Here is a 25,372-nt window from a genome sequence, read left to right as displayed (position 1 = left end):
CCCCCCCAGTGGCCGGGTAACCGCAGACGGCCCGCGCATACCACCCCCCATCCCGCGCGGGCCGTCTCTTAATTTTTTTGGGGCCGTCCTTCTTTCCTGATTTTGCCCGCGCGGGGCCAACCCGCTGACGCTAGTGGAACAACCCGCCCACCGCACCGGCGGCCACACGCCGCTGTGCATAACTCGCCGCGGCAGAAGGTTATGCACAGCCCCTAGGTGCGAGGGGGCGACGTGGTGCGCGTGCTGCGCCACACTCTGGGGCCATGAGCGCCACCCGTGATCAGTCCCAAGCCCCCGTTGTTATCGCCGTCTGTGATCCTCTCGTCCACCCCGAGGCCATTCATATCGCCGCCGCGACCGTCCGCCAGGTGGTGGAGGTGTCCACTGCCGAGGAATTGGCGCGTCACCACCATGCTGCTTTTGCCATCTTGGTGGATGAACAGGGTGCCCAGTTCCTGCTGGAGCGCCCCCAGCCGCGCCGCGACAAGGTCTTTCTTGTTGCCGCAGACCAGACGCCGGTGAACTTCGAGCTGGCGATGAAGATTCACGCTGAGCAGGCCTATGCCCTGCCTGCCGAGGCGGCATCCCTGCTCACCGACCTCGGGCGGGATACGCGCAGCGAGGAGGGGCTGGTGGTGGGGGTGACAGGCTGCGTCGGTGGCTGCGGCGTGAGTACCTTTGCCGGCGCGCTGGGCGTGCAGCTCGCGCAGCGCGCCCCCACCACGGTGGTGGATACAGACCCTAGTGGCGGGATGGATCTCACCCTCGGAGTGGAGGAGGAACCGGGCCCGCGCTGGGATGAGCTGGACTTCAACCAGGGCGATCTCGCCGCCGCCGATGTACGCGCCGTGCTGCCCACCGCCGCCGCCAGCTGTGTCAGCCACCGCCGCGATCGCGGTGCTGGCCCGCCGCCATCGACCGACACCATCCTTGGTGCCCTGCGCACCTTGCGCGAAGAGGGCTATACGGTGGTGGATCTGCCCCGAGTGGACGCCCTGGACCCCGACATTGTGGCCGCTCTCGATCATCTCGTGGTGATTATTCCCCGCGAGGTGCGTGGTGTCTGTGCCGTGGCCGCGCAATTGCCGCAGCTCCGCCGCGCCCATGTGCCCTTAAGTTTTGTCACCATCAGCCGCACCTGGGCCTCCTTAAGCACAGCTGAGGTGGAGTCCGTGGCGGGTATTAACGTCAGCGCGGATGTGCGCTGCAGCACCGGGGTGGCCAAACAACTCGAACAAGGCGGGCTGCGTGGCCGCTGCCCGCGGATCCTCGCCCGGGCGGTGGAGGATATCTGCACGGATATAGAGCACACCCAGCAGCGCGGACAGCAGTGGTGAGGCGGCCATGAATAGCGAACGCATCCTGGATGCCGTGCACGCCCGGCTCGCTGCCTCCGAACAGCCCCAGCCCGAGGCCGCGGTGATCGCGGAGCTCATCCGCCAAGAAGCGGGAGTGATCTCTGATCGAGAAGTATTCACCCTGCTGCAGAAGCTGCGCCATGACTCCACCGGCGTCGGCATCCTCGAAGGGCTGTGCAGTCTCGAGGGAGTTACCGATGTGGTGGTCAACGGGGTAGATCGCATCTATTTCGATCGCGGGCACGGCATGGAACACGCCGCGCTGAGCTTCGACTCGCCCGAACAGATTCGCGCCCTAGCGACACGCCTGGCTGTCGCCTGCGGCCGCCGCCTCGATGATGCCCAGCCTTATGCCGATGGGAAGCTACGGCGTGCCGATGGCAGCTCCATCAGAGTGCACGCCCTGCTGGATCCACCGAGCGATACCGGCCCGCTTCTCAGCCTGCGCCTGCTGCGCTCGGCGGCCGCCACCCTCACGGAGCTAGAAGAACGCGGCACCATGCCGGCGGAGGTCACTGAGTTTTTACAGGCCATGATGGCGGCGCGGAAATCCTTTGTGGTGGTAGGCGGCACCGGCTCCGGGAAAACCACCATGCTCTCAGTTCTACTCGCCGAGGTGGATGCGCGTGAGCGCATCATCTGTATCGAAGACACCGCCGAGCTGTCGCCAGCGCATCCGCATGTGGTGAATCTCGTGAGCATGGGGGCCAATGCGGAAGGCCGTGGGGAGATCACGCTCTCGCATCTGCTGCGCCAGGCGCTGCGGATGCGGCCCGATCGCATTGTGGTGGGAGAGATCCGCGGCGCGGAGATCGTCGACCTGCTGGCCGCGCTCAATACCGGCCACGAGGGCGGCGCCGGCACCCTCCACGCCAACTCGCTCAGCGAGGTGCCCGCCCGCATGGAGGCGCTGGCTGCCCTCGGTGGAATGTCGCGGGAGGCGCTGCACGCCCAACTCACCGCCGCCGTGGAGATAGTGATCGCGATGCGGCGCACCGCCACGGGCCGGATCATCAGCCAAATCGGTGTGGTGCGTTCCGAGCCCGTGCGCATCGAGGTGATCTGGGATGCGCGCCATCCGGCAGCTGATGGTCTGGCGATTGCGGAGAGCTGGCAGCCATGATCTCTATAGCGCCACTAACTCCGCTCGCCCTCGCTGCGGCCCTGCTCTGCACCACCGGTGCGGGCCCGCGGCAGCGCATCCAGCACCGCTCCCCACGGCGGCGCGGCGGCGCCGGCTGGGTTCTTGCCGCGATCGTCATGGTGGCCATCATCTGTGCGCTCGGGGCGGTGGCTCTCACCTGCGCCGCGCTCGTGGTGGTGGCGACCATCGCCTACGTCGCTCGCGATATGCACCGCCGGCGCCGGCAGCAGCGCGCCGCCGCGGCCGCCGGCCAGTGCGCTGGGGTGCTGGCGGCAAGTATCCGCGCCGGGGCAAGCCTGCACCACGCCCTAGCGACCGCCGCTGAGACCGCCGCTGCCACCCCCATCGCGCAGCCCCTAGCCGCCGCCGTGAACCGCGCCCGCGGCGGCCGTAGCCCCGCCCCCGCGCTCAGCGGCGCCACCGAGATTCCCGAGCTCGCGCGCATTGGGGCGCTCTGGCAGCTCAGTGAGCAGCACGGCATCGGATTGGTGGCACTGCTGGAGCGCACCCAGCAGCAACTCGATCAGGCACAGCGCCATGACAGCACCGTGCAGGCCGCACTCCAAGGGCCGATGGCCACCGCCGTGCTCCTGAGCGTGCTTCCTGCACTCGGAGTGGGGCTAGGCACCCTGATGGGCGCAGCACCGCTGGCCTTTCTCAGTGGCACCACCCTCGGCGGGGTGCTCCTCATGCTCGGCACCGCACTGATGTGCAGCGGTGTCCTCTGGACATACTCGATCATCAACACCGCACGGGGGTCCTAAACCACCATGACATTCCTCTTTCTCGCCCTCGCCCTGCTGGCCTATCCCCAGCCCACAGCACGCACCCGACTGGCCACCGACCCCAGCTCGAGAAATCGCCGCCCCCGTGATGACCCAGTGGTCAGGCCACAGGATCGCGCCGCAGACATTGAGCTTCTTGCGGCCTGCATCAGCGGCGGTATGTCCCATGCCGCTGCCGTGAGCGCCGTGGCCACCGTGGCCGCGCCCGCAGACCGGCAGCTATGGGACACCGTGGCAGCCCTGCTCCGACTGGGTTGCAGCGCCGAGAAATCCTGGCAGCCCTTCCTGCACCACTCCGTGTTCGCTCCCGTCGCCGAGCTGGCGGTGCTGAGCAGCCGCGGGGGAACCTCTATTGCCAGCGGGCTCGACAGGATCGCCGCCTCGGTGCGGCACACAGCAGAAAACAACCAGCGCGCTGCCGCTGAGCGCGCCGGGGTGGTGATCGCCATCCCTCTCGCTGTGTGTTTCCTTCCGGCCTTTCTCATTCTGGGACTCATTCCCATCATCGTTGATATCGCCAGCACCTTGTTTTAACCCACACCACCACTTAAAGGAGTCATCATCATGAACACCATCTATCACCTCATCCAGGCCCGTCTTGCCCAGCTCCACCGCGAAGAGGAGGGGATGAGCACCATCGAATACGCCATGGGCAGCCTCGCGGCTGCCGCGCTTGCCGGGGTGTTATTCCTCGTCATCAATTCTGGAGCGGTCTCGGACGCGATTGAATCCATCATCACCGATGCGCTGTCGAATTCCCCGAGCTAGCCGCCGGCTCCTCGCAGCGGAGGACGGCTCCGTCACCATCGAGGCCGCCCTCGGGCTGGCCTCGCTGGTGGTGGTGTTTGCCCTCACGATCAGCGGCGTCATGGCGTTGGCGGCGTATCTTGCGGCCATCGATACCGCAGGGGCCGCGGCCCGTGCCGCCGCTATCGGCGAGAGTTTCATGCCGCCCCGAGGAAGCGTGCAGATCACCTCCAGCAACGGCATCGTGGAGGCCACTGCGGCCATGCCCTCTCCTTTCGGCACCCTGCATGCCACCGCCCGCTTTCCGGTGGAATACACCGCCGGCGGCGCGCCAGGGGATAGCTGATGTGGCGCGATGAACGCGGCTACGCCACTGTCCTGCTGGTGGCCATGATCGCCGTGCTGTGCAGCATCGTGGCGGGCACGGCCACCGTGGGCAGCCTGCTCATCGCCCGGCATCAGGCCCAGCTCGCTGCCGATATGGCGGCCGTGGCGGGCGCCTATGCGCATAGCGACGGCCACGATGGGTGCAGTGTGGCGAGGGAGGTGGCGCGCAACAATAACGCGGATCTCGGCTCCTGCGCAGTGGAAGGCGCCGATATCGTGGTGCGCACTGTCGTGCGCGGCCGAGAGGCTGTGGCCCGCGCCGGGCCTCTTTAGTCACCTGCCGCGCCGGTCATGCTCACCAACGCCCCCAACACAGCGATGGCTGCATCCTTATCTAGCGGTTGGTTGCCATTGCCGCACTTGGGCGACTGCACACACGAGGGGCAGCCCTCGGCGCAGGGACAGGAGCGGACCGCTTCAAAGGTGGCGCTGATCCATTCCGGGAAACGGCGAAAGCCGGTATCGGCGAAGCCCGCCCCGCCCTCGTGGCCGTCATAGACAAATACCGTGGGAAGCCCAGTATCGGGGTGCTCCATCGTGGATACCCCGCCGATATCCCAGCGATCGCAGGTGGCCAGCAGCGGCAGGATGCCGATGGCCGCATGCTCGGCCGCGTGCAATGCCCCAGGCGCCTCCGCCGCGGAAACGTTGAGCTGCTGCAGAATCGCTGGATCCAGGGTGTAGGACACGGCGCGGGTGCGCAGCACCTGGGGAGACATCTCCAAAGGAATCTCCTCCAGCGGTTGGCCGTTGGTATAGCGCTTTACATAGCCCACCACCTGCTTCGTCACCTCCACCTCGAGGTTGGCCACCCAGAGCCCGGGCGCATAATTCACCAGCGCCTCCTCCTCTGGTGCAGCAAGGATCCGCAGGGTGGTGGAGTTGCGGGAAAAGGTGGAGTACGGGGGCTGTTCGGGGTGGACGAGGGCGAGATTCTCGGCCACATCGAGCTCATCCACCACGAAGCTTTCTCCCTGGTGCAGATACACCGCTCCAGGAAAGACCTGGGCTTGGGCGCGCGCGGGGTCCACGGTGCCGAGCATGCGGCCGTCGGTGGAATCGACGATGAGCACCTCACCGCCGTTGTTGCCGCGCAGTGCCACCTGGCTGTGAATGGTGTCTACCTGCCGTGGATCGGCGGGGTAGTAGCGGCCATGGCGGTGGCGCAGCAGCTGGTCCTCTACCAGCTGAGGAAGGACCTGCCCCGCACCCAAGGCGTCGATATCCGCCAAGTTCAGCGGCTTTTCCGCGGCCGCGCAGAGCACATGTTCGCTCACCACATAGGGATTGGTGGGATCAAAGACGTGTTCTTCCAAGGGGCGCTCGAGCAGGGCCTCGGGGTGGCGGATGAGATAGGTGTCCATGGGATCGCTGCGGGCGACCAGCACATAGAGCGAGCCTTGGCCGCGGCGCCCCGCCCGGCCGGCCTGCTGCCACATCGAGGCCACGGTGCTGGGAAAGCCGGCAGAGACCACCGCATCAATACCTCCGATATCGATGCCCAGCTCGAGGGCATTGGTGGTGGCCACGCCCAGCAGCTCCCCCTCGTCCAAGGCCCGTTCGAGGGCGTGGCGATCCTCACGGGTATAGCCGGCACGATAGCTGGCAATCCGGCGGGCATAGTCGCGGTGACCGGCGTGAATAAGCTCTTCGGCGCAGCGTAGCGCCACGGTTTCCGCGGTGTGACGGGAGCGCACAAAGGTCAGGGTGCGAGCACCTTCGGCGAGCAGCAGCGCCATCACATCGGCGGCCTCGGTACTGGCGGATCGGCGCTGGGGCGGTTGCCGCTCATCCTCACTCGGGAGAAGGGAGGGCTCGAGGAACATGATGGTCTGCTCGCCCGCAGGCGCGCTATCGTGCTCCACACTGGTGATATCGAAGTCGGGGACATCGATGAGCCTGCTGGCGTGTGCCGCTGGGTCGCGGGAGGTGGCCGAGGCCAGCACGAAGGTGGGGTGCCCGCCGTAGTGGGCGCAGAGCCGGCGTAGCCGTCGCAGGACTAGCGCCACGTGGGCGCCGAACATGCCGCGATAGACGTGGGCCTCGTCGATCACCACATAGCGCAGGTTGCGCAGCAGCCGGGTCCAGGAGCCGTGGGCGGCCAGAATGGAGGCGTGCAGCATGTCTGGGGTGCTAAACACGAAGCGAGAGGCGTCGCGGATGGGGCGGCGCGCGTCGATGGGGGTGTCGCCGTCATAGGGGTGCGGGGCGACGTCGTAAAGCGCAGAAATGGTGGAACACAGCCGCGCTACGGTGTGGAGTTGGTCATTGCCCAGGGCCTTGGTGGGGGTGATGTAGAGCGCGCAGGCGCGATCATCGGCGGCGAGGGCGCTGAGGATGGGTAGCAGATAGCCGAGGGATTTACCCGAGGAGGTGCCGGTGGAGATGATGGTATCGCGGCCGGCATGGACCGCTTCGGCGCATTCCACCTGGTGGGCATAGGGGCGGGTGATGCCCTCGTGTTCGAGGTGGGTGCGTAGCTCTGGCAGCACCCAGTCGGGCCAGTCTTGGTAGGCGGCGAGCCGGCTCGGGCGGGTGCCGATGAACGTGGGCGTGGCGGTGGGGAGCGCAGTGCTGATGATGGTGGTGAGTTCGGCACCAAAAGAGGACATAACTGCGCCACTTTCTGTTGGTTTTGTGTGCTTATAAAAAATAGTATTAGCGCGTTGAGCTGCGGAAAGGCGGTAATTTTCAAATATAGACTATCCCTTTGCTGAAAAACATGACACACTGGGACTCGGTCGGACGTTTTCTGATAGCTGAAAAGCATCAGATGTGACCAGCCCACTTGGTGGGCACACAGAGGAATCGAAGAGTTTGTAAGCGCCACATAGAGCGCCACACCACGTTGTGAACAATCCGGTGAATAAGACGCCCTCCCGGCATGGCTCGTGCAATAGGAGCTAGGTCGTATCGCACTTCAAGAAAAAGATTTGAGTTAGTTTTTATGACACAGGGAACTGTGAAATGGTTCAACGCGGAAAAGGGCTTTGGTTTCATCGCCCCTGAGGACGGCTCTGAAGACGTCTTCGTCCACTACTCCGAGATTCAGGGTGGCGGTTTCCGTACTCTCGAGGAGAACCAAAAGGTTGAGTTCGAAATTGGCGAGGGTGCTAAGGGGCCGCAGGCCCAGGCAGTGACTGCCCTCTAAACCTCCTGGCGTATCGGCCCTCGGGTCGATTCTGCTTGAAGCCCAGCGTGTAATGCGCTGGGCTTTTGTGGTGCGTGCAGGGCATGTGCAGGAGCGGGCGCTGCTGCCGGAGTGCTCGCACGATCGCCGACTGTACTGCGCTTGTTCCAGCGCATGGCGTCCCCCGTTGCTGGTACCCCAGATAGCACCGTGGAAGACCCATATATTACTGTGTACGCTAAATGACCACAGATAAAGAAGATGGGTACTGGTGCAGATGTGTCTGCGCGGTGACGCGTGGAATGTGACTAGTGTTCATCGTGGTCGGATCGTGTGGTAGCGCGAGCGTCTTGGACGCGCCCGCGGCATGGAGTGACCGCTACATGCGCACCACCGCCCACCTCACTAACCATCTTGAGATAGCTCCAATACACGTGAGCAGCAGCCGCGAGTACCGCTAGACGGCACCGTGGCTGCACCACGCGAGGAAAGGTAACCGTGGCTGAAGGAACGAAGCGCCTAGTGATTGTCGAGTCGGCGACTAAGGCGAGGAAGATCCAGCCGTATTTGGGCGATGATTACATCGTCGAAGCATCGGTGGGGCACATTCGTGACCTCCCGCGCGGTGCTGCGGACATCCCCGCGAAATACAAGAAGGAGTCGTGGGCTCGGCTGGGCGTGGACGTGAATAACGAGTTCGCCCCGCTCTATTTGGTGAGCCCCGATAAGAAGAAAAAGGTCGCCGACCTTAAAAAGAAGCTGAAGCAGGTAGACGAGCTCTACCTGGCCACAGACCCCGACCGCGAGGGCGAGGCCATCGCGTGGCATCTACTCGAGGTGCTGAAGCCGAAGATCCCCGTGCGCCGCATGGTGTTCAACGAGATCACCAAGCCCGCCATTCTGGCGGCTGCGGAAAATACCCGCGAGCTGGACATGAATCTGGTGGACGCCCAAGAGACCCGCCGTATCCTCGACCGCCTCTATGGCTACGAGATTTCGCCGGTGCTGTGGAAGAAGGTGATGCCGCGGCTGTCCGCAGGCCGCGTGCAGTCGGTGGCCACCCGCGTCATCGTTGAGCGCGAGCGCGAGCGCATGGCCTTTGTTTCGGCCGAGTACTGGGATCTGGTGGCGGAGGTGGCCGCGCAGCAGGCGAAGGCCGATGAGCCGCGTGATTTCCAGGCGAAGCTCACCGGGGTGGATGGCAAGCGCATCGCCCAGGGCCGCGACTTCAACGATGCTGGCGCGCTGCGTAAGCCGGATGATGTTGTGGTGGTGGATAAGTCCACCGCCGAGGCTCTCGAGGAGGGTCTGAAGGGCCAGCCCTTGCGAGTCAGCGCGGTGGAGGAAAAGCCCTATACCCGCAAGCCCTATCCGCCGTTTATGACCTCCACGCTGCAACAGGAGGCCGGGCGCAAGCTGCATTACACCTCGGAGCGGACGATGCGCATCGCGCAGCGTCTCTACGAAAACGGTCATATCACCTATATGCGTACCGACTCCACCACGCTGTCGCGTGCCGGACAGGAAGCGGCTCGGGTGCAGGCCCGGGAACTCTATGGCGAGAGCTATGTGCCCTCCAGCCCGCGCCAGTACTCCCGCAAGGTGAAGAACTCCCAGGAGGCGCACGAGGCGATTCGCCCCGCCGGCGAGTCTTTTGCCACCCCGGCTTCCCTGTCGGGCCAGTTGGATGCCGAGGAGTTCAAGCTTTATGAGCTGATTTGGCAGCGCACCGTGGCCTCCCAGATGGCGGATGCCAAGGGCACTTCCATGAAGGTGAGCATCGCGGGCACCGCCCAGTTGTCCTCCGGGGACCAAGAGGTGGAGTTCTCCGCCACCGGCCGCTCGATCACTTTCCCCGGCTTTTTGAAGGCCTATGTGGAGACCTCGCGTCTCGCCGATGGTCGCAATGTTGCCGATAATGCCGAGAAGCGGCTGCCGCGTCTCAGCTCCGGTGATGAGCTGCGCACCAAGGACGTGCACGCGGAAAGCCATGCCACCAATCCTCCGGCTCGCTACACCGAGGCGAGCTTGGTGAAGAAGATGGAAGACCTTGGTATTGGTCGCCCGTCCACCTATGCCTCGATTATCAAGACCATTCAGGATCGCGGCTATGTCTTCCCCCGCGGCAATGCGCTCGTGCCCTCGTGGGTGGCCTTTGCCGTCGTGGGGCTGATGGAGTCCAACTTCTCGGCATTGGTGGATTATGACTTCACCTCCTCCATGGAGGATGAGCTCGACGATATCGCCGTGGGTAATGAGGATGGGCACCACTGGCTGAGTGATTTCTACTTTGGCAACAAGGCCGCATCCGAGAACACGGCGGAGTCGATCGCGCGTTCCGGTGGGCTGAAGTCGCTTATCGACGACAACCTGGAGAGCATCGACGCTCGCTCCGTTAATTCCCTGACCCTCTTTGATGACGAGCAGGGGCGCCCCATCGTGGTGCGCGTGGGCCGCTACGGCCCCTATCTGGAGCGCGTTGTTGGCACCCAATCCGATGGCAGCCCCGAATATCAGCGGGCGAACCTGCCGGATTCCACCACCCCCGATGAGATCACTCTCGAGGCAGCGGAAAAGCTCTTCGCCACCCCGCAGGGCGGCCGTGAGCTGGGCCGTAACCCAGAGAATGGTCGCATGGTGGTGGCCAAGGAGGGCCGCTATGGGCCCTATGTGACGGAGCTGGTGACCAACGATGAGGAAAGCCACATCCTCGAGGTAGCGGAGCAGATCATCGCCGAGGAGCGCGCGGCCGAGGACACCGAGCGCGCCAAGGAGGGCAAGCGCGCCAAGAATTGGGAGACCAAGACTGCGGCGAAGCAGAAGGAAAAGCGGATCCGCGAGATCATCGACGAGCGCCTCAAGCCCGGCACGGCCTCGCTGTTTAGCTCGATGGAGCCGGCCACGGTGACCCTCGACGAAGCCCTGAAGCTGCTGTCCTTGCCGCGGAAAGTGGGCGTGGACCCAGCCGATAATGAGCTCATCACCGCCCAAAATGGCCGCTATGGCCCCTACCTGAAGAAGGGGAATGACTCCCGTTCGCTGGGCGATGAAGAGCAAATCTTCAGCATCACCCTCGACGAGGCGCGCCGCATCTACGCCGAGCCGAAGCGCCGCGGCCGGGCCGCCGCCAAGCCGCCGCTGAAGCAGCTGGGCGATAACGATGTCTCGGGCAAGCCCATGTCCGTCAAGGACGGCCGTTTCGGCCCCTATGTCACCGATGGCACCACCAATGCCTCGCTGCGCAAGGGCGATACCCCAGAAACCATGACGGATGCTCGCGCCTGCGAGCTGCTCTCTGAGCGGCGCGCGAAGGAGGCGGAGAACCCCAAGGCCTCGAAGTCCGCCAAGAAGTCGCGGAAGAAGGCGAGTAAGAAAGCCAGCAAGAAGGCCACGAAGAAAAGCAGCAAGAAGTCGGTGAAGCGCACCACCAAGAACGTGGTGAAGGCTGGATCGCGGCGGCGTTCGGCGAAGTAATGGCTGCTGGCGTGGTGCGGGTGACAGCCGTGGTGGTGCGGGATGAACACGGCCACGTGCTCGCCGTGCGTAAGCGCGGCACCACCCGGTTCATGCAGCCCGGCGGGAAACCGGAGCCGGGCGAAAGCCCCAAAGACACCGGCATTCGGGAACTGAGCGAAGAGATCGGGCTCGTGCTCACGCCGGAGGAGCTGGACTCGCTCGGGCATTTCGAGGCCCCAGCCGCCAATGAGGCGGGCTGGGTGGTCTCGGCGGATGTCTTTGTGTGCACCCGTCTGTTCAGCGCGGCCGAGGCCGCGGCCATCGCGCCTGCCGCTGAGATCGAGGAGCTGCTGTGGATGGATCCGCACCGGCTATCCGACTATGGCGTGGAGTGCGCTCCACTGATGGTGCGGGAGATTCTGCCGCGCCTCGGCACTTAGGAACGCTCCGCCAAGGTGGGGCGGATGGGGCGCGCCAATTGCGTCATCTCTTGGCGCCCGCGCAGCTCCACAGACTTCAACACGGTCCAGCGGGCCTGCTCGGCCTCGTTGGCGTCGCGCAGCGTGGAGGCAGAGGTCAGGGTCTTGCCGGGAGTGTCCTTGGCGAGTTCGGTGAGGCGGGCGGCCTGGTTTACCGCATCACCAATCACGGTGTACTCGAAGCGGTCATGGCCGCCGATATGCCCGGCCACCACGTGACCGGTTGCGACACCGATACCGCATTCCAGCTGGCTGTTCTTGAGGCGGCGCTGCAGATCGCGGGCCGTGGCCAGGGCGGCACCGGTGGAATCAGACAGCGAAACCGGCGCCCCGAACACGGCCAAGGCGGCGTCTCCCTGGAACTTATTGATGATGCCGCGGTGCTCATGCACCGATTCCACCACGTGCTCGAAAAACTCGTTGAGCACGGTGACCACTTCCTCGGGGGTGTGGTGCACGGCGAAGGTGGTGGAGCCGATGACGTCCACGAAGAGCACCGCCACCTTGCGGTCCTCTCCGCCCAAGGTGGGCCGTTCCTCGAGAGCACGGCTGGCGACCTCGGCGCCGACATAGCGGCCGAAGATATCGCGCACCCGCTGGCGCTCGCGCAGCCCGCGCATCATTTCATTGAAACCGGCTTGGAGCACACCCACCTCGGAGCCGTCGTAGATGTCCACGGCCACGTCCTTTTCGCCGCGGCGTACCCGGTTGATGGCGTCCTGTAGCTCCATGATGGGATCCACCACGCTCATGATCAGCAGGGTGGTCACGAGCAGCCCGGTGATGAGCGCCAGGACGCAGAGCGCCAGAATGGCGGGCAGAATATCGGCGGGATCGGTGGTGAAATATCCCACCGATTGTCCCGTGAGCAGCAAGACGATGCCGACGATGGGCATGGCGGTGGTGGCCAGCCAGGTCAGCCGCATGCGATGCGACACGGGCGGCTCGAGGGTGGAATCTTCGAAGCGCCGGGCCAGCGCCTGGGTGGCCACGGGACGCACAAGGCGCTGCGCCTCGAAATAGGTAAGCAGCACAACCGCGGAGCCGCCAAGGAAGGTGGCGAAGAAGATCACCGCGGCGAAACGCCCCGAGACACTGCTGGCGACGATGGTGAGAATCGCGATACCGATCAGCCACACCACGCCCGCAATAATCGCCTGGTAGACGGGGATGCGCATCACCAGATTGCGCACCATATTGCGGTCATGTTCATCGGGGTGGCGCTGCCACATCAGCACCGGTTTGAAGAGGTAGTAGGTGGCGATGGCCCCCACGATCATGGCGAAGAACACGTAGAAGATGCCGATGGAGGCGACGTCGAAGCGCGACTGGCCAAAGTTCGTGCCCTCGGGCAGCGGGATGAGGTAGTGGATGAACGCCATGATGGCCACGGCACCCAAGAGGTTCGACCCGAGAACAGTGGCGCCATAGAGCGGCCACGCAGTTCCCCAGAGCCATGTCAGTGCCCGTGCCAATCGATTCATAGTGATTACTTTAATCAGTTGATCTCCGTTTCGGTGAGCTACGCTAGTTTGTCGTGAGCTCCGAAGTATTCAACCGCCTCGCTGGGGCGACGAGCGTGACACGGGCGCTTGTCGACGCCGCCTCGCACCCCGAGCACATGACCCATGCGTGGCTTCTCACTGGCCCGCCCGGATCTGGACGATCAGTGGCCGCGCGAGCTTTTGCCGCCGCGCTCGTCTGTGACACCCCAGGCGGCTATGGCTGTGGGCAGTGCGAGGGCTGCCGGATGGTGTTCGCCGATACCCACCCCGATGTGTTCCACCTCGTGCCCGAGGGCGTGGTGATCCCCGTAGCCCAGGTTCGCGACCGCATCATCCCGCTGGCCAATACCTCGCCCACCCACGGGCGGTGGCGCGTGATCATCATCGAAGACGCCGACCGTCTCGGATCGGAGTCCTCCAATGCCCTGCTGAAGACTGTGGAGGAGCCGCCGGAGCGCACCGTCATGATCTTCTGCGCGCCCTCCACCGACCCCGAGGACTTCTCGGTGACGCTGCGCTCGCGCTGCCGCCACCTCTATATCCCCATGCCCAGCCCCAAGGACGTGGCCGAGCTACTGATGAGGGAAGGGGTGGCCAACGAGCAGGCCGCGCACTTGGCGGCGGCAGCCTCCAGCGGGCACATCGGCCGCGCCCGGCACCTCGCCACCGACACCCAGGCGCAGAAACGACGGGCACGAGTGCTGCAGCTCGCGGAACTTGTCAACCACGGCTCCAGTGCCTTCCAGGACGTGGCGGCGCTGGTGAAAGTGATCGAGGACGAAACCGAGAGCACCCTCGCCGCCCACAATGAAAAGGAAACAGACGAGCTGAAGCAGTCCCTCGGCATGGGCTCGCGGGGCAAGGGCACTGCCGCGGCGCTGCGGGGCAGCAGGGGCGAGCTGAAAGAGCTCGAAAAACAGCAGAAGCGGCGCCGGACCCGCTCCACCCAGGACGCGCTCGATCTGGCTCTCACCGACCTCGCTGGACTGTATAGGGATGCGATCATTGTGGCGAGCGCGGCGTCGACAAGCCTGACGCACCCAGATTTTGCGGGGCTCTCGCGCGATCTCGCCGAACAGGTGGGGGTGGCAGGGCTGCTGCGCTGCATCGATGCGATTGCGGAATGTCGGGAGATGCTGACATTTAATGTGCGCCCCACGGTGGCGTTGGATGCGATGATTGGGAAATTCCGGCTGGCGTATGGGGTGGAGCAGTAGCCGACGGGCGGATTTAGGAATGTGCGCTGTGGTGCGCTACACTTCCAGTCGGTAATGGCGACGCCTCTGGCGTCGTGATACCGGCCGCCTTAGCTCAGTCGGTAGAGCATCTCACTCGTAATGAGAAGGTCGCGAGTTCGATTCTCGCAGGCGGCTCCACTGAAAAAGCAGGTTAGCCCCACTTTCCGAGAAAGGAAGGTGGGGCTTTTCCTTATGGCTGGTGGCTTTGACCTGCGGTGGTGGTCGTTTCTTGCCCCTCCTCCCAATCGCCCAGGGGCTGTCCTGTCTTTGTCTTCCAGGCGATCCGCCCATTCGTGGATGCCGAGCCATAGACGATGGCCCCGGCAGCGGAGGGGGAGGTGAACACGACGTCTTTTACCAGCTGGACTAGATCCGGCGTGGGGCCGGGCGTAGAGGCCTCCACGATCGTCGCATGCTGGGCTTGGCGCTTGGCGAATTGTTTCCTCGTCGTATCGGACCAATCAGGGTTGTCCTTCATGGTCGCGGGGATGATGGAGCCTGCCAAGAGAGTGAACTCGCCATCGATGAGCTGTGCCTGGGCGTCGGCCCCTTTTTGGTTTTTGATGTAGAAGACGGGGCTGTCCGAAGACTCAGCGGCTTCATCAGTAGGCGAAGCAGCGACCGGGGCAGTGGACCCCTCGGGGATCGTCAGTGGGGTGGTGCGGCCCCGGAAGATATCGAAGCCGAGAACCGGCATGAGAATCCGTATCTGGGAGATGAAGTACTGCATGTCGGATTGATCAGCCTCGGGCAGGGCAGCTCCGCCGGTCGGGGAGACACTGTTATAAAGGGAGATCCGACCGATGGACTTAGCGAGTGTGATCAGCTCCGACTCGAGGTACCTCACGTGGGCCTTGGTGAGGTTCATGTCCTTGGATGTGATGATGACGACGTCTTCCCAGAAGTCCTTGCGGGCGTTGTGATTCTCCAGCCGTGTGATGACATTGTCGCCCTCGCCGATATAGGCGGCCCGCTCACCGTCCTCATTAGTGCCGAAGAGGACGTAAACGCCAGTTCTTTGGGCTTCCTCGCGATTCTTGAGCCTAGCGAGGTCCTTGCGGCGTGCCCGGAGCATGTGCCCAGTCCAGTTGAGGATCTCGGCGGTCATCAGCCCGCCGACGGTGCCGTCGACGAGGTAGAGACGAACTTGCTTGCCATTCATCGAAACATCCTCCGATTTCTTGAACACCAGCCGAATTCGGTACAGGCTCTCTGGGGACTCTGGCGGGGCTGGGGTTGTGACACAGATCTGTTGTATAAGCCTATCGGGACGCGAAGCGGAGCGGACTCTCCTCCGCCAGTGACAAGAGCCGATTGGGTGGAGTGCCCAGTGGATATGAGCAGCCGAGCTGAGCACAATCGCTGTGGCCCAGGCGCAGGTGTTTCTTGGTGGGTGTCTTTTCGGCAGCTACTGTGTATTACAGGCTACTAGGTTGGGCGAGGGGGCTATATGGCGGAATCGCAATTGCGCAAGGGAGCTATCGAGCTGGTTGTGCTTGGGCTGCTGCAGGAACGAGCATCCTATGGCGGCGAGGTGCTCGAGCGGCTGCGCGTGGAGGCGGGCCTCGAGGTTTCCTCCGGCACGGTCTATCCGCTGCTCGCTCGACTCCGCAAAACCGGAATGGTGGGCACCTCGTGGGAGGAGTCTCCTATAGGGCCGCCGCGCAAAATCTATGAGCTCACCACTTCTGGGCGCACCCGCCTCGCGCGGCTGGCAGAGGAATGGGAGCAGCTCGCTGCGGCGGTGGCGGCAACAACACGGAAGGCATGAGTGGTCAGAATGAACTGGTGGACTCTCGACGAGGATGGGCAGCGGCGCGTGTGTGGGCTGCCGGTGTCCTCGTTCTGGGCGGGGGATCGAGATGCGGTGCTCGATAACTTCGAGCCGGAAAATCCGCGTCTATTTGTGCCCCGCACCTTGGGGTTGGGCTGGGATCTCAACCACGGGGCGGTGGCGGTGAAGGCGGGCTGGATTCGCCCCGATGATTCCTTGCCGGATCTCGCCGAGCATATTCCTCCTAGGTGGCGTCGCGTGCTGCAGCTCGGGCCGCGTATCGGCGGCCTCGGCGTGGTTGCTGGCGCCCTCGCGGTGGCGAGTCTCAAGACGGCGCCCGTCCAGTGGTCGCTGGGTGGCCAGCCGAAGAAATGGGGTCCAGGGATCGTGGCGGCGGCCCTGCCGACGGGGATCGTCGGTGTTATCGCAGTGCTGCCGCAGCTGACGGGGCGCCGCGGCTCGGAGGCACCCCAGGAGGCAGATCTCTCGCAGGCGTTCTCGGTGGCATCGCGGGCGGAGCTATGTGGCGCACAGGCCATGGCACTGCTGGCGCTGCATGCCACGTTCTGGTCGGCGCTTCGGCCCGAACGACGCCAGATTGTGGGTGCAGCCGCGCCGTGGGCGTGGCCGGTGATCAGCGGTGGGCTCAAGATCACGTGTGTGCGCAGCGCCTTGACGGCGCTCGATGCCCAGCTGCGGGCGGCGGACTGAGCGGGGCTGAGCTGGGCTGAGAGATTGACCATCCATCCCCAGCCCGCGTCGGCAGCGCCGAATGACGCCTAGGATGGCCCTATGAGTACGACACACACATCACAATCCACCCCTGACTCCACCGATCGCGCTGCACAGCAGCGGCGCACAGTGCGCGAGCTCATCCGCTCGGCGCGTTTTGCCATGGTCACCACCACGGATAGCGCTGGGTCGTTGGTATCTCGTCCCATGACGGTCCAGGCGGTCCGCGACAACGGCGAGATCGTATTTATCCTGCCCCAGGAGGGCGATACTGCCCAGCAGGCAGATGGGGCGCAGGTGAATCTGGCCTTCAACGATGACATGTCTTTCGTCTCCGTTGCAGGAGTGGGCGAGATTTCCCACGACACCGAGCTGCTCGCCGAGCTCTGGGGCCCGGGCACCGATGCTTTTTCGGAGGAGGGCGAGAACCCCGAGAACACCGACAAGGTTGTTCTGGTCGTGCGTGGCGAGTCCGCCCAGTACTGGGAAAGCCCCTCGCGCCCCTCCCTGATGGTTCGGACATTTACTGGTCTCGTCTCCGATGAGCGCCCCGCGGGCGATAGCGGCACCGTCGAGCTGTAGATTTCTTCCCCCAACCCTAGGAGCACACCGCCTATGACCACCTATGATGTCATCGTTATTGGCGCCGGCGTGGCCGGTTTGGCCGCTGCCCGCGCCGTGCAAGACAACGGCCACAGCGTCATCGTCCTCGAGGCGAGCGATCGCCTCGGCGGCCGCATCAGCACCGAGGAGGTCGATGGCTTCCTCGTCGACCGCGGCTTCCAAATCCTCAACCCCGCCTACCGGCACCTGCGCGCCAGCATCGACACCACCCGCCTCGGGCTGCGTTCTTTCCCCCGCGCGCTCCGGGTGCGCACCGGCTCCGACCTGGTGGAGCTCAACGATCCCACGCGCCGGCCGCAGGCGCTGCCCGCCGTGCTGAAATCTGGCTTGGTGGCCAAGGAGGATCTCGCCGCGTTACGCCTGCTCAAGGGGATTCCCAGCGCCGATACCACGCGCGCCGAGGCCTTCGATAAGGCCGGTTTTAGTAGCGCTTTACGACGCCACGTTCTCGATCCTTTCCTCGCTGGCGTGGTGGCAGAACGAGAGGGCAGTACCTCCTTTAGGCACACCGCGTGGCTGCTGTCGATGTTCATGGCCGGCACTCCTGGCCTGCCGAGCGGCGGCATGCGCACTCTGCCGCGCATCATGGCTGAGGGCCTCGATGTGCGCTTGAACCAGCCGGTGAGCCGAATCGATACCACCACGGCCACCGTGTGGGTGGGAGAGACAGAGCTGCACGCGCGCAGCATTGTGCTCGCTGCTGGACTGGAGTCCTCGGCTGAGTTGATGGGTACTGATACCTCGGCGATGCATAGCACGCGCACCTTCTGGTTCGCCGCCGATGAGGCCCCCAGTGATACCGCTGCGGTGCATATCGACGGGCGTGGTACCTCCGGAGAATATGGACCTGTGACCACGACCTGCGTGGTGAGCCATGTCGCGCCCGAGTATGCGCCGGCCGGCCAGCATCTCATTGCCGCGCTGACGCTCAGCGATGATACCGAGCCGAGCGAGGAGGATACGCGCCGCCACCTGGGTGAGATCTACGGGGTGGACACCACCGCGTGGCGCTGTGTGGCCACCCACGATGTACCCGATACTCTGCCCGCCGTGGCCCCTGGCGAGCCGGGCGGCGACCGCGCGCTGCGGCACGAATTGGTGGTGGCCTGCGGTGATCAATTCGGCAATGCGTCTACAGATGGCGCTATCGCCTCCGGCCAAGCGGCCGCGGAGATCGCGGAGGATATTCTCGCCGCTCAGTAGTGCGGAGCGGCGGGCTCGTGGCGTCGATAAGCGGCGTCGCGAACCTACCCCCAGACACAATAAGGGACCCCACGCACCCGTCAGAGCTCGCTGACCCTTGCTGCATTCCTGCCCTGGGGGAGTTCACAAGATGGACGCCGCGTGGAGTCCGTGTACCACTGTAGCAATAGCTAGGTGCGAGAAGCAATAAGGTAGGCGATCTCGGCGGGCTCTGGGGCGACCGGCGCGCTGGGCTGCTGGTTGAGCGGCGAAAAGAGGGCGGCTGACAAGGCGTTTTTGGCTTTGCGGTCGAGTGTGTGTAGTGTATCTAGCGAACAGAGGCGCTTCGCGCTTGTGTTTGGCATGGAGGATTCGACTAGCGGCCTATGTCACACGCCTGGAACGCGTGCGGGGTTCACGCCCCTCGTGGGTTCAAATCCCACATCCTCCGCCACTGACAAATCTCCCGACGCATCCTGATAGATGCGTCGGGAGATTTTTTATTTCCTATCCAGTGGGTCGGTGCGGTGCTTAACCGAGCTCGCAGCGGTTGAATCTATAGATTCCCCACAGGAACACCACGAGCACTAGGCCCAGTGAGCTCCCCACGGGAATCAGCCAAGCCTCTACCGTGTCCTGGCTCGAGATCTCAGTGCTCAGGCGCGACAGGCCCAGTGGGCTATAGGCGGCGATTCTGTCGAATGTCCCGCCGATTGCAATGAGAAGATAGAGCCCGACTCCGGCCAGCACCGGGGCTCCGATACTTGGTTTTAGTGTTGTGGCGAGGAGCTGGACTGCGCTGATGAGCGTCATTTCTAGGCCCCACACAAGGCTGGCAATGAGGACCGGGAAATAGGGTGCACCAGAAAACATCAGTGTGGTACCCGCCCACGTGAATGTCGCCCCGATGATCGCGTAAGCAAAGATGGCGCACCACGTAGAGATAGCCCCCGTCGCTAGGTAGTAGGAGCGTCGCAGGTTCTTCGTCAGAATAAAAGGGATATCGCCGTTGCTGCTCAGGTGCGCGTATCCGAGTGCGTTGATGGTGAGTAGCCCGAGAGTGATGATTTGCGCCAGGTTTTTCATCCATCCTGCATAGGCGTGGTGCCACGATGGTTCAGGCATCGTGGCTGCAAGAAGCTCGGTCATCTCTGGTCCGGCCAGACTGCTCATGATCTCGGGCATGTGCGAGCTAATCACGCCCTGGGTGCCTGCCATCGCCACGATGAGCGCGAGCATCACCCACGTGCTGGTTGAGCGCAGTAGCCGCACACCGTGGTAGCGCCATAGAGGCAGTAGCTGCTGAGACGCCATCACTGCTCCTCCTTTCCCTTGGTGAGGCGTGCGTAAAAGTGCTCGAGTCCCTGGTGCTGCGGTTCGATGCGTGACTGCGGGTCGATTGCGTGAATGGCTGCGGCGATGCGCTCGGCGTGCTCGGCGCGGGTGCTGAGGGCAAAGTGTGCCCGCGGCATCCCGTGTGATTCGAGGAGCTCGTCGATCTGCCCCTGGGCGAGAAGCTGGCCGCGATGGAGCACTCCAAGGTGGGTGGATACTTTTTCGACATCCGCCAGAATGTGGGAGGAAAACATGATGGTTGCGTGCCCTCTGAGCTCCTGAATGATCGCCAGTACGTCCGCACGCCCCATGGGGTCCAGGGCGCTGGTGGGCTCGTCCATGATCAGCAGGGTCGGTGCAGTAATTAGTGCCGCGGCGATCCCTAGCCGTTGTTTCATTCCCCTCGAGAACGCGCCGACTGTGCCCGGTGCATGTGTCAGCCCTACGAGTTCTAGTAGCTCAGTAGCTCTGTGCGACGCCACCTCCGATGGCACATTATCGAGGCGGGCAAGTGTGATGAGGGCATCTGTGGCGCCGAGCCACGGACTGAGCTGTGGCACATCGGGAAGATACGAGACCCCTCCTAGTGGTGTGGGCGGCAACGTGCCGCGAGGAGTGCCCAGCAACGTGGCCTGCCCGCTGCTGGCAGCGGCAAGGCCTAATAAGATCCGGATCGTGGTGGTCTTTCCGGCCCCATTCGCCCCGACGAAGCCATAAACAGCGCCCCGTGGTACCCGCAGCTCCACGTCTGTGAGCACGCGGTGGTTGCCGTAGTTTTTGCACAGCTTCGTCGTCGTTATTGCCCATTCCATGGTGGTTTATTCCTTATACACACCGTCGATTACAGACGAGACGCCCGTGCCGTGGTCACGTGGTTGCTGTCTCTGGGCGCGATGGAAACGCTTCTGCTCAGCCATCGCCCGCTCTTCCCTGATGTGCACGATGAGGAACACAACAGGGCCGAGAAGCTGTCCCAGAAGGATGATGGCTGTCCAGATCGAGCGAGGCAGCCCAGCGATACGCTCGCGCTTATCTTTCCAGAGCCGGAGCAGGGCCCACACCATCGCGCCGAGCTGGCACACGATGAGAAGGGCGAGAAGGATCAGTAGGTACGTGGGCAGATCCTGCACAGCGTCGAATGTGTTCGTGATGTCCTCATTGTTCTTCTGGGATGTACTTGCCGTACATAGTAGCTTGTAATACATACTAGCAGGCGGCAAACGACCCGCACCGCGATTGAATGCGGCGAGCGGCGAGGCGGTGGCGGCATCTTTGTGCCCGCGACGAAGGACTCCCCTGGCCCGAGACAGGCCTAATCCCCCGCAGGATATGTCCTGCAGGGGATTGAAGGCCTCAGATTAACGCAGCGTCAACGGGGTGGTAGCGGTGCCGTCGTTGAAGTGGACGACCTGGGTGCTGCCGTCGATGTTGGGGTAGGCGGCGCAGCCGGTGAGGGTTTGGAAGTCACCCGCGAAACCGGCCTGGCCATCGCAGACCACCGCGGTGGTGCCGTCGATCGTGACCATGGTGTCGGGGCCAGCGATGCCGATGGCGAGGCCCGGCTGAACGCCGTGGGCCTCTACTACTGCGCCCTCGCCCACAGCGATAGCAGCGGGGCCGGAGAAGTTGGAGGCGTGGGCGGTGGCGGAGCCATTGAGCACGGAGATGCCGAGGGCGATGGCGTCATCAGCCTTGGCGTGAGCGTGGCCGTTCTCAACATCCCACTGGGGAAGGGCACCAGCGACGTTAAAGCCCGGGAGGGTGGGCTGGAGGGCATCCTCGAGGGTGCCGGCCTGGGCAGCGGCCGGAGAGAGAATCATGGAGCCACCCAGTACGGTCATTGCAGCACATTTGGTGAAGCGTTTCATAGAAGTTTCTCCTTTGAGAGAGTAAAAAATTACTTGTTCGGGATCAGGACGGTGTCGATGATGTAGACCCGAGCGTTCTCGGTGGGCACATTTCCACAGCCCACGGTGGCGTCATTGGCCATCATTGGATCACCGTCGGTGACGGTCAGCATGGAGCCTTCAACGGTAGAGTGCTCGCCTACGACCGCATTCATGTCGGCCTGGCCTTCAACAACGTGGTAGGTGAGAATGCTGGTCAGCATGTCGGAGTTGGTCTTCAGCTCTTCGATGGTTGCTGGGTCAAGCTTCTCGAAAGCGTCGTTGGTCGGGGCAAAAATGGTCCATTCCCCGCCTTGTATCGTGCTGACGAGATTGACATCAGGGTTGAGCTCTCCGGTCAATGCTGCGGTGAGCGTGGAGAGTTCCGGAATATTCGGCAGTGCCTCGACGATGTTCTGGCCGGCAATGACCTCGAGAGAGGCGGGGCCGTCCGGGTGGGCGTCGGCATATGCCTGGCATAGCGGGCCGCGCGGAGCGTCGGATGCAGCCTCTGTCTCAGCTTCGGTCTCAGCCTCGCTGGAAGGGCTGTCCTCAGAGCTGGCCATGCTGGAGGCGCTGGACATGCTGTCCTTTGCCTCAGTGCTATCGGAATCATCAGCGTTACAGCCGCTGAGTACAAGTCCGGTGGCGCCGAGAATAGCGGCTGCGGTGAAAATTGGGTGGCGATTGAGTTGCATATAAATCCACTTCGCTGTGTTGAAAACAGGCAACTATTTTGTTGCCCTCACAAAGTGTTCGGAGCCAAAGAATGATCGGGTGGGTGTCGCTCGAAATATTCTTTTCGTGTGTAGGCTTGGCCCTGTGCCTAACGTTAAATCTCACCTCGATGCTTTGCTCGAGGCCACCTCGCGGGGGGACGTACAGGCTTTTGAGCAACTTTTTACACTTCTGCATAAGCGCGTCTATGGACTAACACTTCGCATTCTCACTGACCGCAATTTGGCGGAAGACGCCGCTCACGAAGCATGGCTATCGGTGTGGGAAAAGTCCTCGTCATTCGACTCGCATAAAGGATCTGCCGAGGGCTGGGTGCTTGCCATGGCACATCGCCGGGCAGTTGATGTCGTACGCACCAGAGAAGCCCACCATCGCCGCAGCGCGGATTATGCCCAGTCCATGAGCCTAACTCAGTCGGTGGATGCTGCGGATTCTCATCTACTTCGAATTGATGAGCATGCAGAACTAGCCGAGTGTTGTGAACAACTCACCCCAAAACAGCGTCAGGCAATTTCTCTAACGTATTTTGAAGGGCTGACGTACCAAGAAGTAGCTGATCTGCTCGGAGCTTCTCATTCGGCGATCAAAACTCGTTTACGAGATGCAATGAAAGCTTTAAGGAGGTGTATGGGCTCATGACTACACAACAACCATCGCAGGAGGAACTAGAGGCGCTTGCCACTCTCTCGGCCTTAGGATCGCTGCCTCTCGATGAGCAAATAAAGTTGGGTGTTGCAGATAATGACGAGTTCATTCATCTCCAGCAGCAGTATCGCGATGTCCTTGCCGGCCTCAGCGCCGATGTCGATATGCCTGATGCCCAGGCTGCGTGGGAGCGCCTGCGCCGGGATATTGCTCCCGTGGCCTCGGTGGACACCGTAGCACCACCACGGCGCTGGCTGCCGCTGTTGTTGGCGAGCGCCAGCGCCGTGATGGTGCTGGTCATCGGCACTTTTACCTTCACCACCATGAATGCTTCCTCCGATCGCTCGGAGACTGACCAAGCTGAGGTGAGTACTAGTGAACGCCAGGTAGCTGGCGGCACGGTGACTGTGGAGTATGCCCCAGGCGCAGACACGGCGAAGGTGATGTTGCGCGATGTTCCCGCACCGCCACCGGATCAGGCCTATCAGATGTGGCTTGTGGAGGATTCCGGCCCCCGTTCAGTGGGGGTGATGGAATCCGCAGAGGTACTGCCTGAGATGGACGTGGAGCTTGACGGCGTCGCGCAGGCGCAGTCAATCATGATTAGCCAAGAACCTGCGGGTGGATCGACTACTCCATCGACGTCGCTGCTCGACATTGCTTTGCCATAGTGCGCCTCGTCGTTGCCGCGCGGGCGGGGATCAGACAGTCGGCTACCGCGCCCTGCAGGGCTAGAATCCGCTGCTCATCTGTGTGCGATCATAGAAAAACGACAGGCCGAGCAGTAGAGTAAGGGCGGAAATGATCGCCCATGAGTGTCAACTGCGGCGTGACTGACCACGAGAACAACCAGAAATACGGAAGGGCGGGTCGCGACGTGACCGAACTGAAGGATATGAACCAGCAGGACTTCGAGGAGATTGCCGCCGATGCGCGCAATCGTTATGAGGAGCTCGTTCAGCGCGACCTGCAGCTGGATTTGACCCGCGGTAAGCCCTCGGCAGAGCAGCTGGACTTCGCGGAAGAACTGCTGGCTCTGCCTGGTAAGGGCGACTATCGCACCGCCGATGGGGTCGATGTCCGCAACTACGGTGGCCTCAACGGCATCGTCGATATCCGCGAGATCTACGCCGAGCTGCTCGGACTCGATGTCTCCCAGGTATGTGCCGGCGATTCCTCCAGCCTCAACATCATGTTCGACATCATGAGCTGGAGCCACACCTTCGGTAACTGTGATTCTCCGCGCCCGTGGTCGCAGGAGGAGAAGCTGCGCTGGATCTGTGTGGTGCCCGGCTATGACCGCCACTTCTCCATCACCGAGCACTATGGCTTCGAGATGGTGACCGTGCCCATGCTCGAGGACGGCCCGGACATGGATGCCATTCGCGAGCTGGTGAAGGATCCGAGCGTGAAGGGCATGTGGGCGGTGCCGGTGTACTCCAACCCCACCGGCGTGACCTTCTCCGAGGATGTGTGCCGTGAGCTCGCCGAGATGGAGACCGCGGCACCCGATTTCCGCATCATGTGGGACAACGCCTATGCGGTGCACGTATTCGATGAGTTCCCCGAGAACCACAATGTGCTCGAGATGGCCAAGAAGGCCGGCAACCCCAACCGCTTCTGGTATCTCACCTCCACCTCGAAGGTGACCTTCGCCGGTTCGGGCGTGGCCATCTTCGCCTCCTCCGCCGCCAACCTCGAGTGGTACGCATCCCATGCGGGCATTCGCGGCATCGGCCCGAACAAGGTGAATCAGCTGGCCCACGCCCGCTATTTCGGCTCTGCTGACGGGGTGCGCGAAGTGATGCGCAAGCAGGCCGGTTCTTTGGCGCCGAAGTTCCACAGCGTGCTGGAGATCCTCGAGCAGCGCCTCGGCGGGCTCGGCATCGCCACCTGGACGAAGCCGGAGGGCGGCTACTTCATCTCCCTCGACGTGGTGGATGGCACCGCCTCTCGCGTGGTGGAGCTGGCCAAGGAAGCCGGCATCAAGCTCACCGCCGCTGGATCGACCTTCCCGCTCAAGCAGGACCCCAACGATCGCAATATCCGCCTCGCCCCCTCGATGCCGCCGCTGAATGAGGTCCAGGTCGCCATGGATGGTGTGGCCACCTGTGTGCTGCTCGCCGCGGTAGAAAAGCTCGCGCAGTAAACCTTCCTCTGTGCAGGCATCTCCCTCGTCCCCGCATCGCACGGGGCGGGGGAGTTGTGTGCTGGGCCGCCGCCAGCA

The 25,372-nt window shown here is 63.2% G+C and carries 26 protein-coding genes, 2 tRNA genes and 1 other RNA gene; 20 read left to right on the top strand and 9 right to left on the bottom strand.

Features of this window, described 5'->3' with window-relative positions:
* Positions 1–263: 263 nt before the first annotated feature.
* From ssd to GBB14_RS05670, 7 genes are read left to right on the top strand one after another with little or no spacing between them, the layout of a single operon-like run.
* Positions 264–1,337, top strand: coding sequence for a septum site-determining protein Ssd (ssd, locus tag GBB14_RS05700; protein ID WP_151529394.1), 1,074 nt, complete (start codon positions 264–266; stop codon positions 1,335–1,337).
* A 7-nt stretch (positions 1,338–1,344) separates the two neighbouring features.
* On the top strand, positions 1,345–2,481 hold the full coding sequence (locus GBB14_RS05695; RefSeq protein ID WP_151529393.1) for a TadA family conjugal transfer-associated ATPase: 1,137 nt from the start codon (positions 1,345–1,347) through the stop codon (positions 2,479–2,481).
* On the top strand, positions 2,478–3,266 hold the full coding sequence (locus GBB14_RS05690) for a type II secretion system F family protein (RefSeq protein WP_151529392.1): 789 nt from the start codon (positions 2,478–2,480) through the stop codon (positions 3,264–3,266). The genes GBB14_RS05695 and GBB14_RS05690 overlap by 4 nt, the downstream gene beginning before the upstream one ends.
* Positions 3,267–3,272: 6 nt before the next feature.
* Positions 3,273–3,821 (top strand): type II secretion system F family protein, encoded by a 549-nt coding sequence (locus GBB14_RS05685; protein WP_151529391.1) that lies wholly within the window; start codon positions 3,273–3,275, stop codon positions 3,819–3,821.
* Positions 3,822–3,851: 30 nt separating this feature from the next.
* Positions 3,852–4,055, top strand: coding sequence for a DUF4244 domain-containing protein (locus tag GBB14_RS05680; protein WP_018019576.1), 204 nt, complete (start codon positions 3,852–3,854; stop codon positions 4,053–4,055).
* On the top strand, positions 4,030–4,380 hold the full coding sequence (locus GBB14_RS05675; protein ID WP_151529390.1) for a hypothetical protein: 351 nt from the start codon (positions 4,030–4,032) through the stop codon (positions 4,378–4,380). Before GBB14_RS05680 ends, GBB14_RS05675 begins: the two co-directional genes overlap by 26 nt.
* Positions 4,380–4,694 (top strand): Rv3654c family TadE-like protein, encoded by a 315-nt coding sequence (locus GBB14_RS05670; protein ID WP_151529389.1) that lies wholly within the window; start codon positions 4,380–4,382, stop codon positions 4,692–4,694. Before GBB14_RS05675 ends, GBB14_RS05670 begins: the two co-directional genes overlap by 1 nt.
* Here the strand turns inward: GBB14_RS05670 and GBB14_RS05665 are convergent.
* Entirely contained in the window at positions 4,691–7,033 is a 2,343-nt protein-coding gene (locus GBB14_RS05665) for a DEAD/DEAH box helicase (RefSeq protein ID WP_151529388.1), read from the bottom strand. The genes GBB14_RS05670 and GBB14_RS05665 overlap by 4 nt on opposite strands.
* Before the next feature lie 335 nt (positions 7,034–7,368).
* Between GBB14_RS05665 and GBB14_RS05660 the strand changes: the two genes are divergently transcribed.
* The 3 genes from GBB14_RS05660 to GBB14_RS05650 all read left to right on the top strand — a co-directional run bounded on the left by GBB14_RS05660 (position 7,369) and on the right by GBB14_RS05650 (position 11,447).
* Positions 7,369–7,572 (top strand): cold-shock protein, encoded by a 204-nt coding sequence (locus GBB14_RS05660; protein WP_151529387.1) that lies wholly within the window; start codon positions 7,369–7,371, stop codon positions 7,570–7,572.
* Between the two features lie 477 nt (positions 7,573–8,049).
* Positions 8,050–11,025, top strand: coding sequence for a type I DNA topoisomerase (gene topA, locus GBB14_RS05655; protein WP_151529386.1), 2,976 nt, complete (start codon positions 8,050–8,052; stop codon positions 11,023–11,025).
* Entirely contained in the window at positions 11,025–11,447 is a 423-nt protein-coding gene (locus GBB14_RS05650; RefSeq protein WP_151529385.1) for an NUDIX domain-containing protein, read from the top strand. Before topA ends, GBB14_RS05650 begins: the two co-directional genes overlap by 1 nt.
* On the opposite strand, the gene GBB14_RS05645 is transcribed toward GBB14_RS05650, so the two are convergent.
* The gene (locus GBB14_RS05645; protein ID WP_151529384.1) at positions 11,444–12,970 is read right to left on the bottom strand and encodes an adenylate/guanylate cyclase domain-containing protein; all 1,527 of its coding nucleotides are present in this window, start codon (positions 12,968–12,970) and stop codon (positions 11,444–11,446) included. The genes GBB14_RS05650 and GBB14_RS05645 overlap by 4 nt on opposite strands.
* Positions 12,971–13,023: 53 nt before the next feature.
* Between GBB14_RS05645 and GBB14_RS05640 the strand changes: the two genes are divergently transcribed.
* Together GBB14_RS05640 and GBB14_RS05635 are read left to right on the top strand one after the other, a co-directional pair.
* A complete protein-coding gene (locus tag GBB14_RS05640; RefSeq protein ID WP_151529383.1) occupies positions 13,024–14,208 on the top strand; it encodes a DNA polymerase III subunit delta' in 1,185 nt (394 codons plus the stop codon).
* Positions 14,209–14,291: 83 nt separating this feature from the next.
* Positions 14,292–14,367: transfer RNA gene (locus GBB14_RS05635), tRNA-Thr, on the top strand.
* Positions 14,368–14,419: 52 nt separating this feature from the next.
* Here the strand turns inward: GBB14_RS05635 and GBB14_RS05630 are convergent.
* A complete protein-coding gene (locus tag GBB14_RS05630; RefSeq protein ID WP_151529382.1) occupies positions 14,420–15,391 on the bottom strand; it encodes a GIY-YIG nuclease family protein in 972 nt (323 codons plus the stop codon).
* Between the two features lie 288 nt (positions 15,392–15,679).
* Here GBB14_RS05630 and GBB14_RS05625 point away from each other — a divergent pair, with 288 nt between their 5' ends.
* From GBB14_RS05625 to GBB14_RS05610, 4 genes are all read left to right on the top strand, one after another.
* On the top strand, positions 15,680–16,000 hold the full coding sequence (locus GBB14_RS05625; protein WP_151529381.1) for a PadR family transcriptional regulator: 321 nt from the start codon (positions 15,680–15,682) through the stop codon (positions 15,998–16,000).
* A 9-nt stretch (positions 16,001–16,009) separates the two neighbouring features.
* Positions 16,010–16,714: a DUF5808 domain-containing protein gene (locus GBB14_RS05620; RefSeq protein WP_151529380.1), complete on the top strand. Its 705-nt coding sequence runs from the start codon at positions 16,010–16,012 to the stop codon at positions 16,712–16,714.
* 81 nt (positions 16,715–16,795) lie between these two features.
* The gene (locus GBB14_RS05615) at positions 16,796–17,317 is read left to right on the top strand and encodes a pyridoxamine 5'-phosphate oxidase family protein (protein ID WP_151529379.1); all 522 of its coding nucleotides are present in this window, start codon (positions 16,796–16,798) and stop codon (positions 17,315–17,317) included.
* A gap of 33 nt (positions 17,318–17,350) precedes the next feature.
* A complete protein-coding gene (locus GBB14_RS05610) occupies positions 17,351–18,562 on the top strand; it encodes an FAD-dependent oxidoreductase (RefSeq protein ID WP_151529378.1) in 1,212 nt (403 codons plus the stop codon).
* A 58-nt stretch (positions 18,563–18,620) separates the two neighbouring features.
* Here the strand turns inward: GBB14_RS05610 and ffs are convergent.
* Positions 18,621–18,715: signal recognition particle sRNA small type (ffs, locus tag GBB14_RS05605), an RNA gene on the bottom strand.
* Between the two features lie 191 nt (positions 18,716–18,906).
* Here ffs and GBB14_RS05600 point away from each other — a divergent pair.
* A tRNA-Ser gene (locus tag GBB14_RS05600) sits at positions 18,907–18,995 on the top strand.
* 77 nt (positions 18,996–19,072) lie between these two features.
* On the opposite strand, the gene GBB14_RS05595 is transcribed toward GBB14_RS05600, so the two are convergent.
* The 5 genes from GBB14_RS05595 to GBB14_RS05575 all read right to left on the bottom strand — a co-directional run bounded on the left by GBB14_RS05595 (position 19,073) and on the right by GBB14_RS05575 (position 22,460).
* Complete coding sequence (locus GBB14_RS05595) at positions 19,073–19,855, bottom strand: ABC transporter permease (protein ID WP_151529377.1); 783 nt, start codon at positions 19,853–19,855, stop codon at positions 19,073–19,075.
* Positions 19,855–20,688, bottom strand: coding sequence for an ABC transporter ATP-binding protein (locus GBB14_RS05590; RefSeq protein WP_151529376.1), 834 nt, complete (start codon positions 20,686–20,688; stop codon positions 19,855–19,857). Before GBB14_RS05590 ends, GBB14_RS05595 begins: the two co-directional genes overlap by 1 nt.
* A 6-nt stretch (positions 20,689–20,694) precedes the next feature.
* Complete coding sequence (locus tag GBB14_RS05585; RefSeq protein ID WP_151529375.1) at positions 20,695–21,081, bottom strand: hypothetical protein; 387 nt, start codon at positions 21,079–21,081, stop codon at positions 20,695–20,697.
* A 153-nt stretch (positions 21,082–21,234) separates the two neighbouring features.
* Positions 21,235–21,744: a hypothetical protein gene (locus GBB14_RS05580; protein WP_151529374.1), complete on the bottom strand. Its 510-nt coding sequence runs from the start codon at positions 21,742–21,744 to the stop codon at positions 21,235–21,237.
* A 29-nt stretch (positions 21,745–21,773) separates the two neighbouring features.
* Entirely contained in the window at positions 21,774–22,460 is a 687-nt protein-coding gene (locus tag GBB14_RS05575) for a fasciclin domain-containing protein (RefSeq protein WP_151529373.1), read from the bottom strand.
* A 124-nt stretch (positions 22,461–22,584) separates the two neighbouring features.
* Here GBB14_RS05575 and GBB14_RS05570 point away from each other — a divergent pair, with 124 nt between their 5' ends.
* The 3 genes from GBB14_RS05570 to GBB14_RS05560 all read left to right on the top strand — a co-directional run bounded on the left by GBB14_RS05570 (position 22,585) and on the right by GBB14_RS05560 (position 25,294).
* Positions 22,585–23,139 (top strand): sigma-70 family RNA polymerase sigma factor, encoded by a 555-nt coding sequence (locus tag GBB14_RS05570; RefSeq protein WP_192796185.1) that lies wholly within the window; start codon positions 22,585–22,587, stop codon positions 23,137–23,139.
* A complete protein-coding gene (locus tag GBB14_RS05565; protein ID WP_151529371.1) occupies positions 23,136–23,816 on the top strand; it encodes an anti-sigma factor in 681 nt (226 codons plus the stop codon). Before GBB14_RS05570 ends, GBB14_RS05565 begins: the two co-directional genes overlap by 4 nt.
* A gap of 224 nt (positions 23,817–24,040) precedes the next feature.
* Entirely contained in the window at positions 24,041–25,294 is a 1,254-nt protein-coding gene (locus GBB14_RS05560) for an aminotransferase class I/II-fold pyridoxal phosphate-dependent enzyme (protein ID WP_192796190.1), read from the top strand.
* Positions 25,295–25,372: the final 78 nt, after the last annotated feature.

This window comes from Corynebacterium sp. 51B (assembly GCF_008930785.1).
Classification (GTDB): domain Bacteria; phylum Actinomycetota; class Actinomycetes; order Mycobacteriales; family Mycobacteriaceae; genus Corynebacterium; species Corynebacterium megadyptis.
The sequence above is the reverse complement of the archived record's forward strand: the minus strand, read 5'-3'. Positions and strand labels throughout refer to the sequence as shown.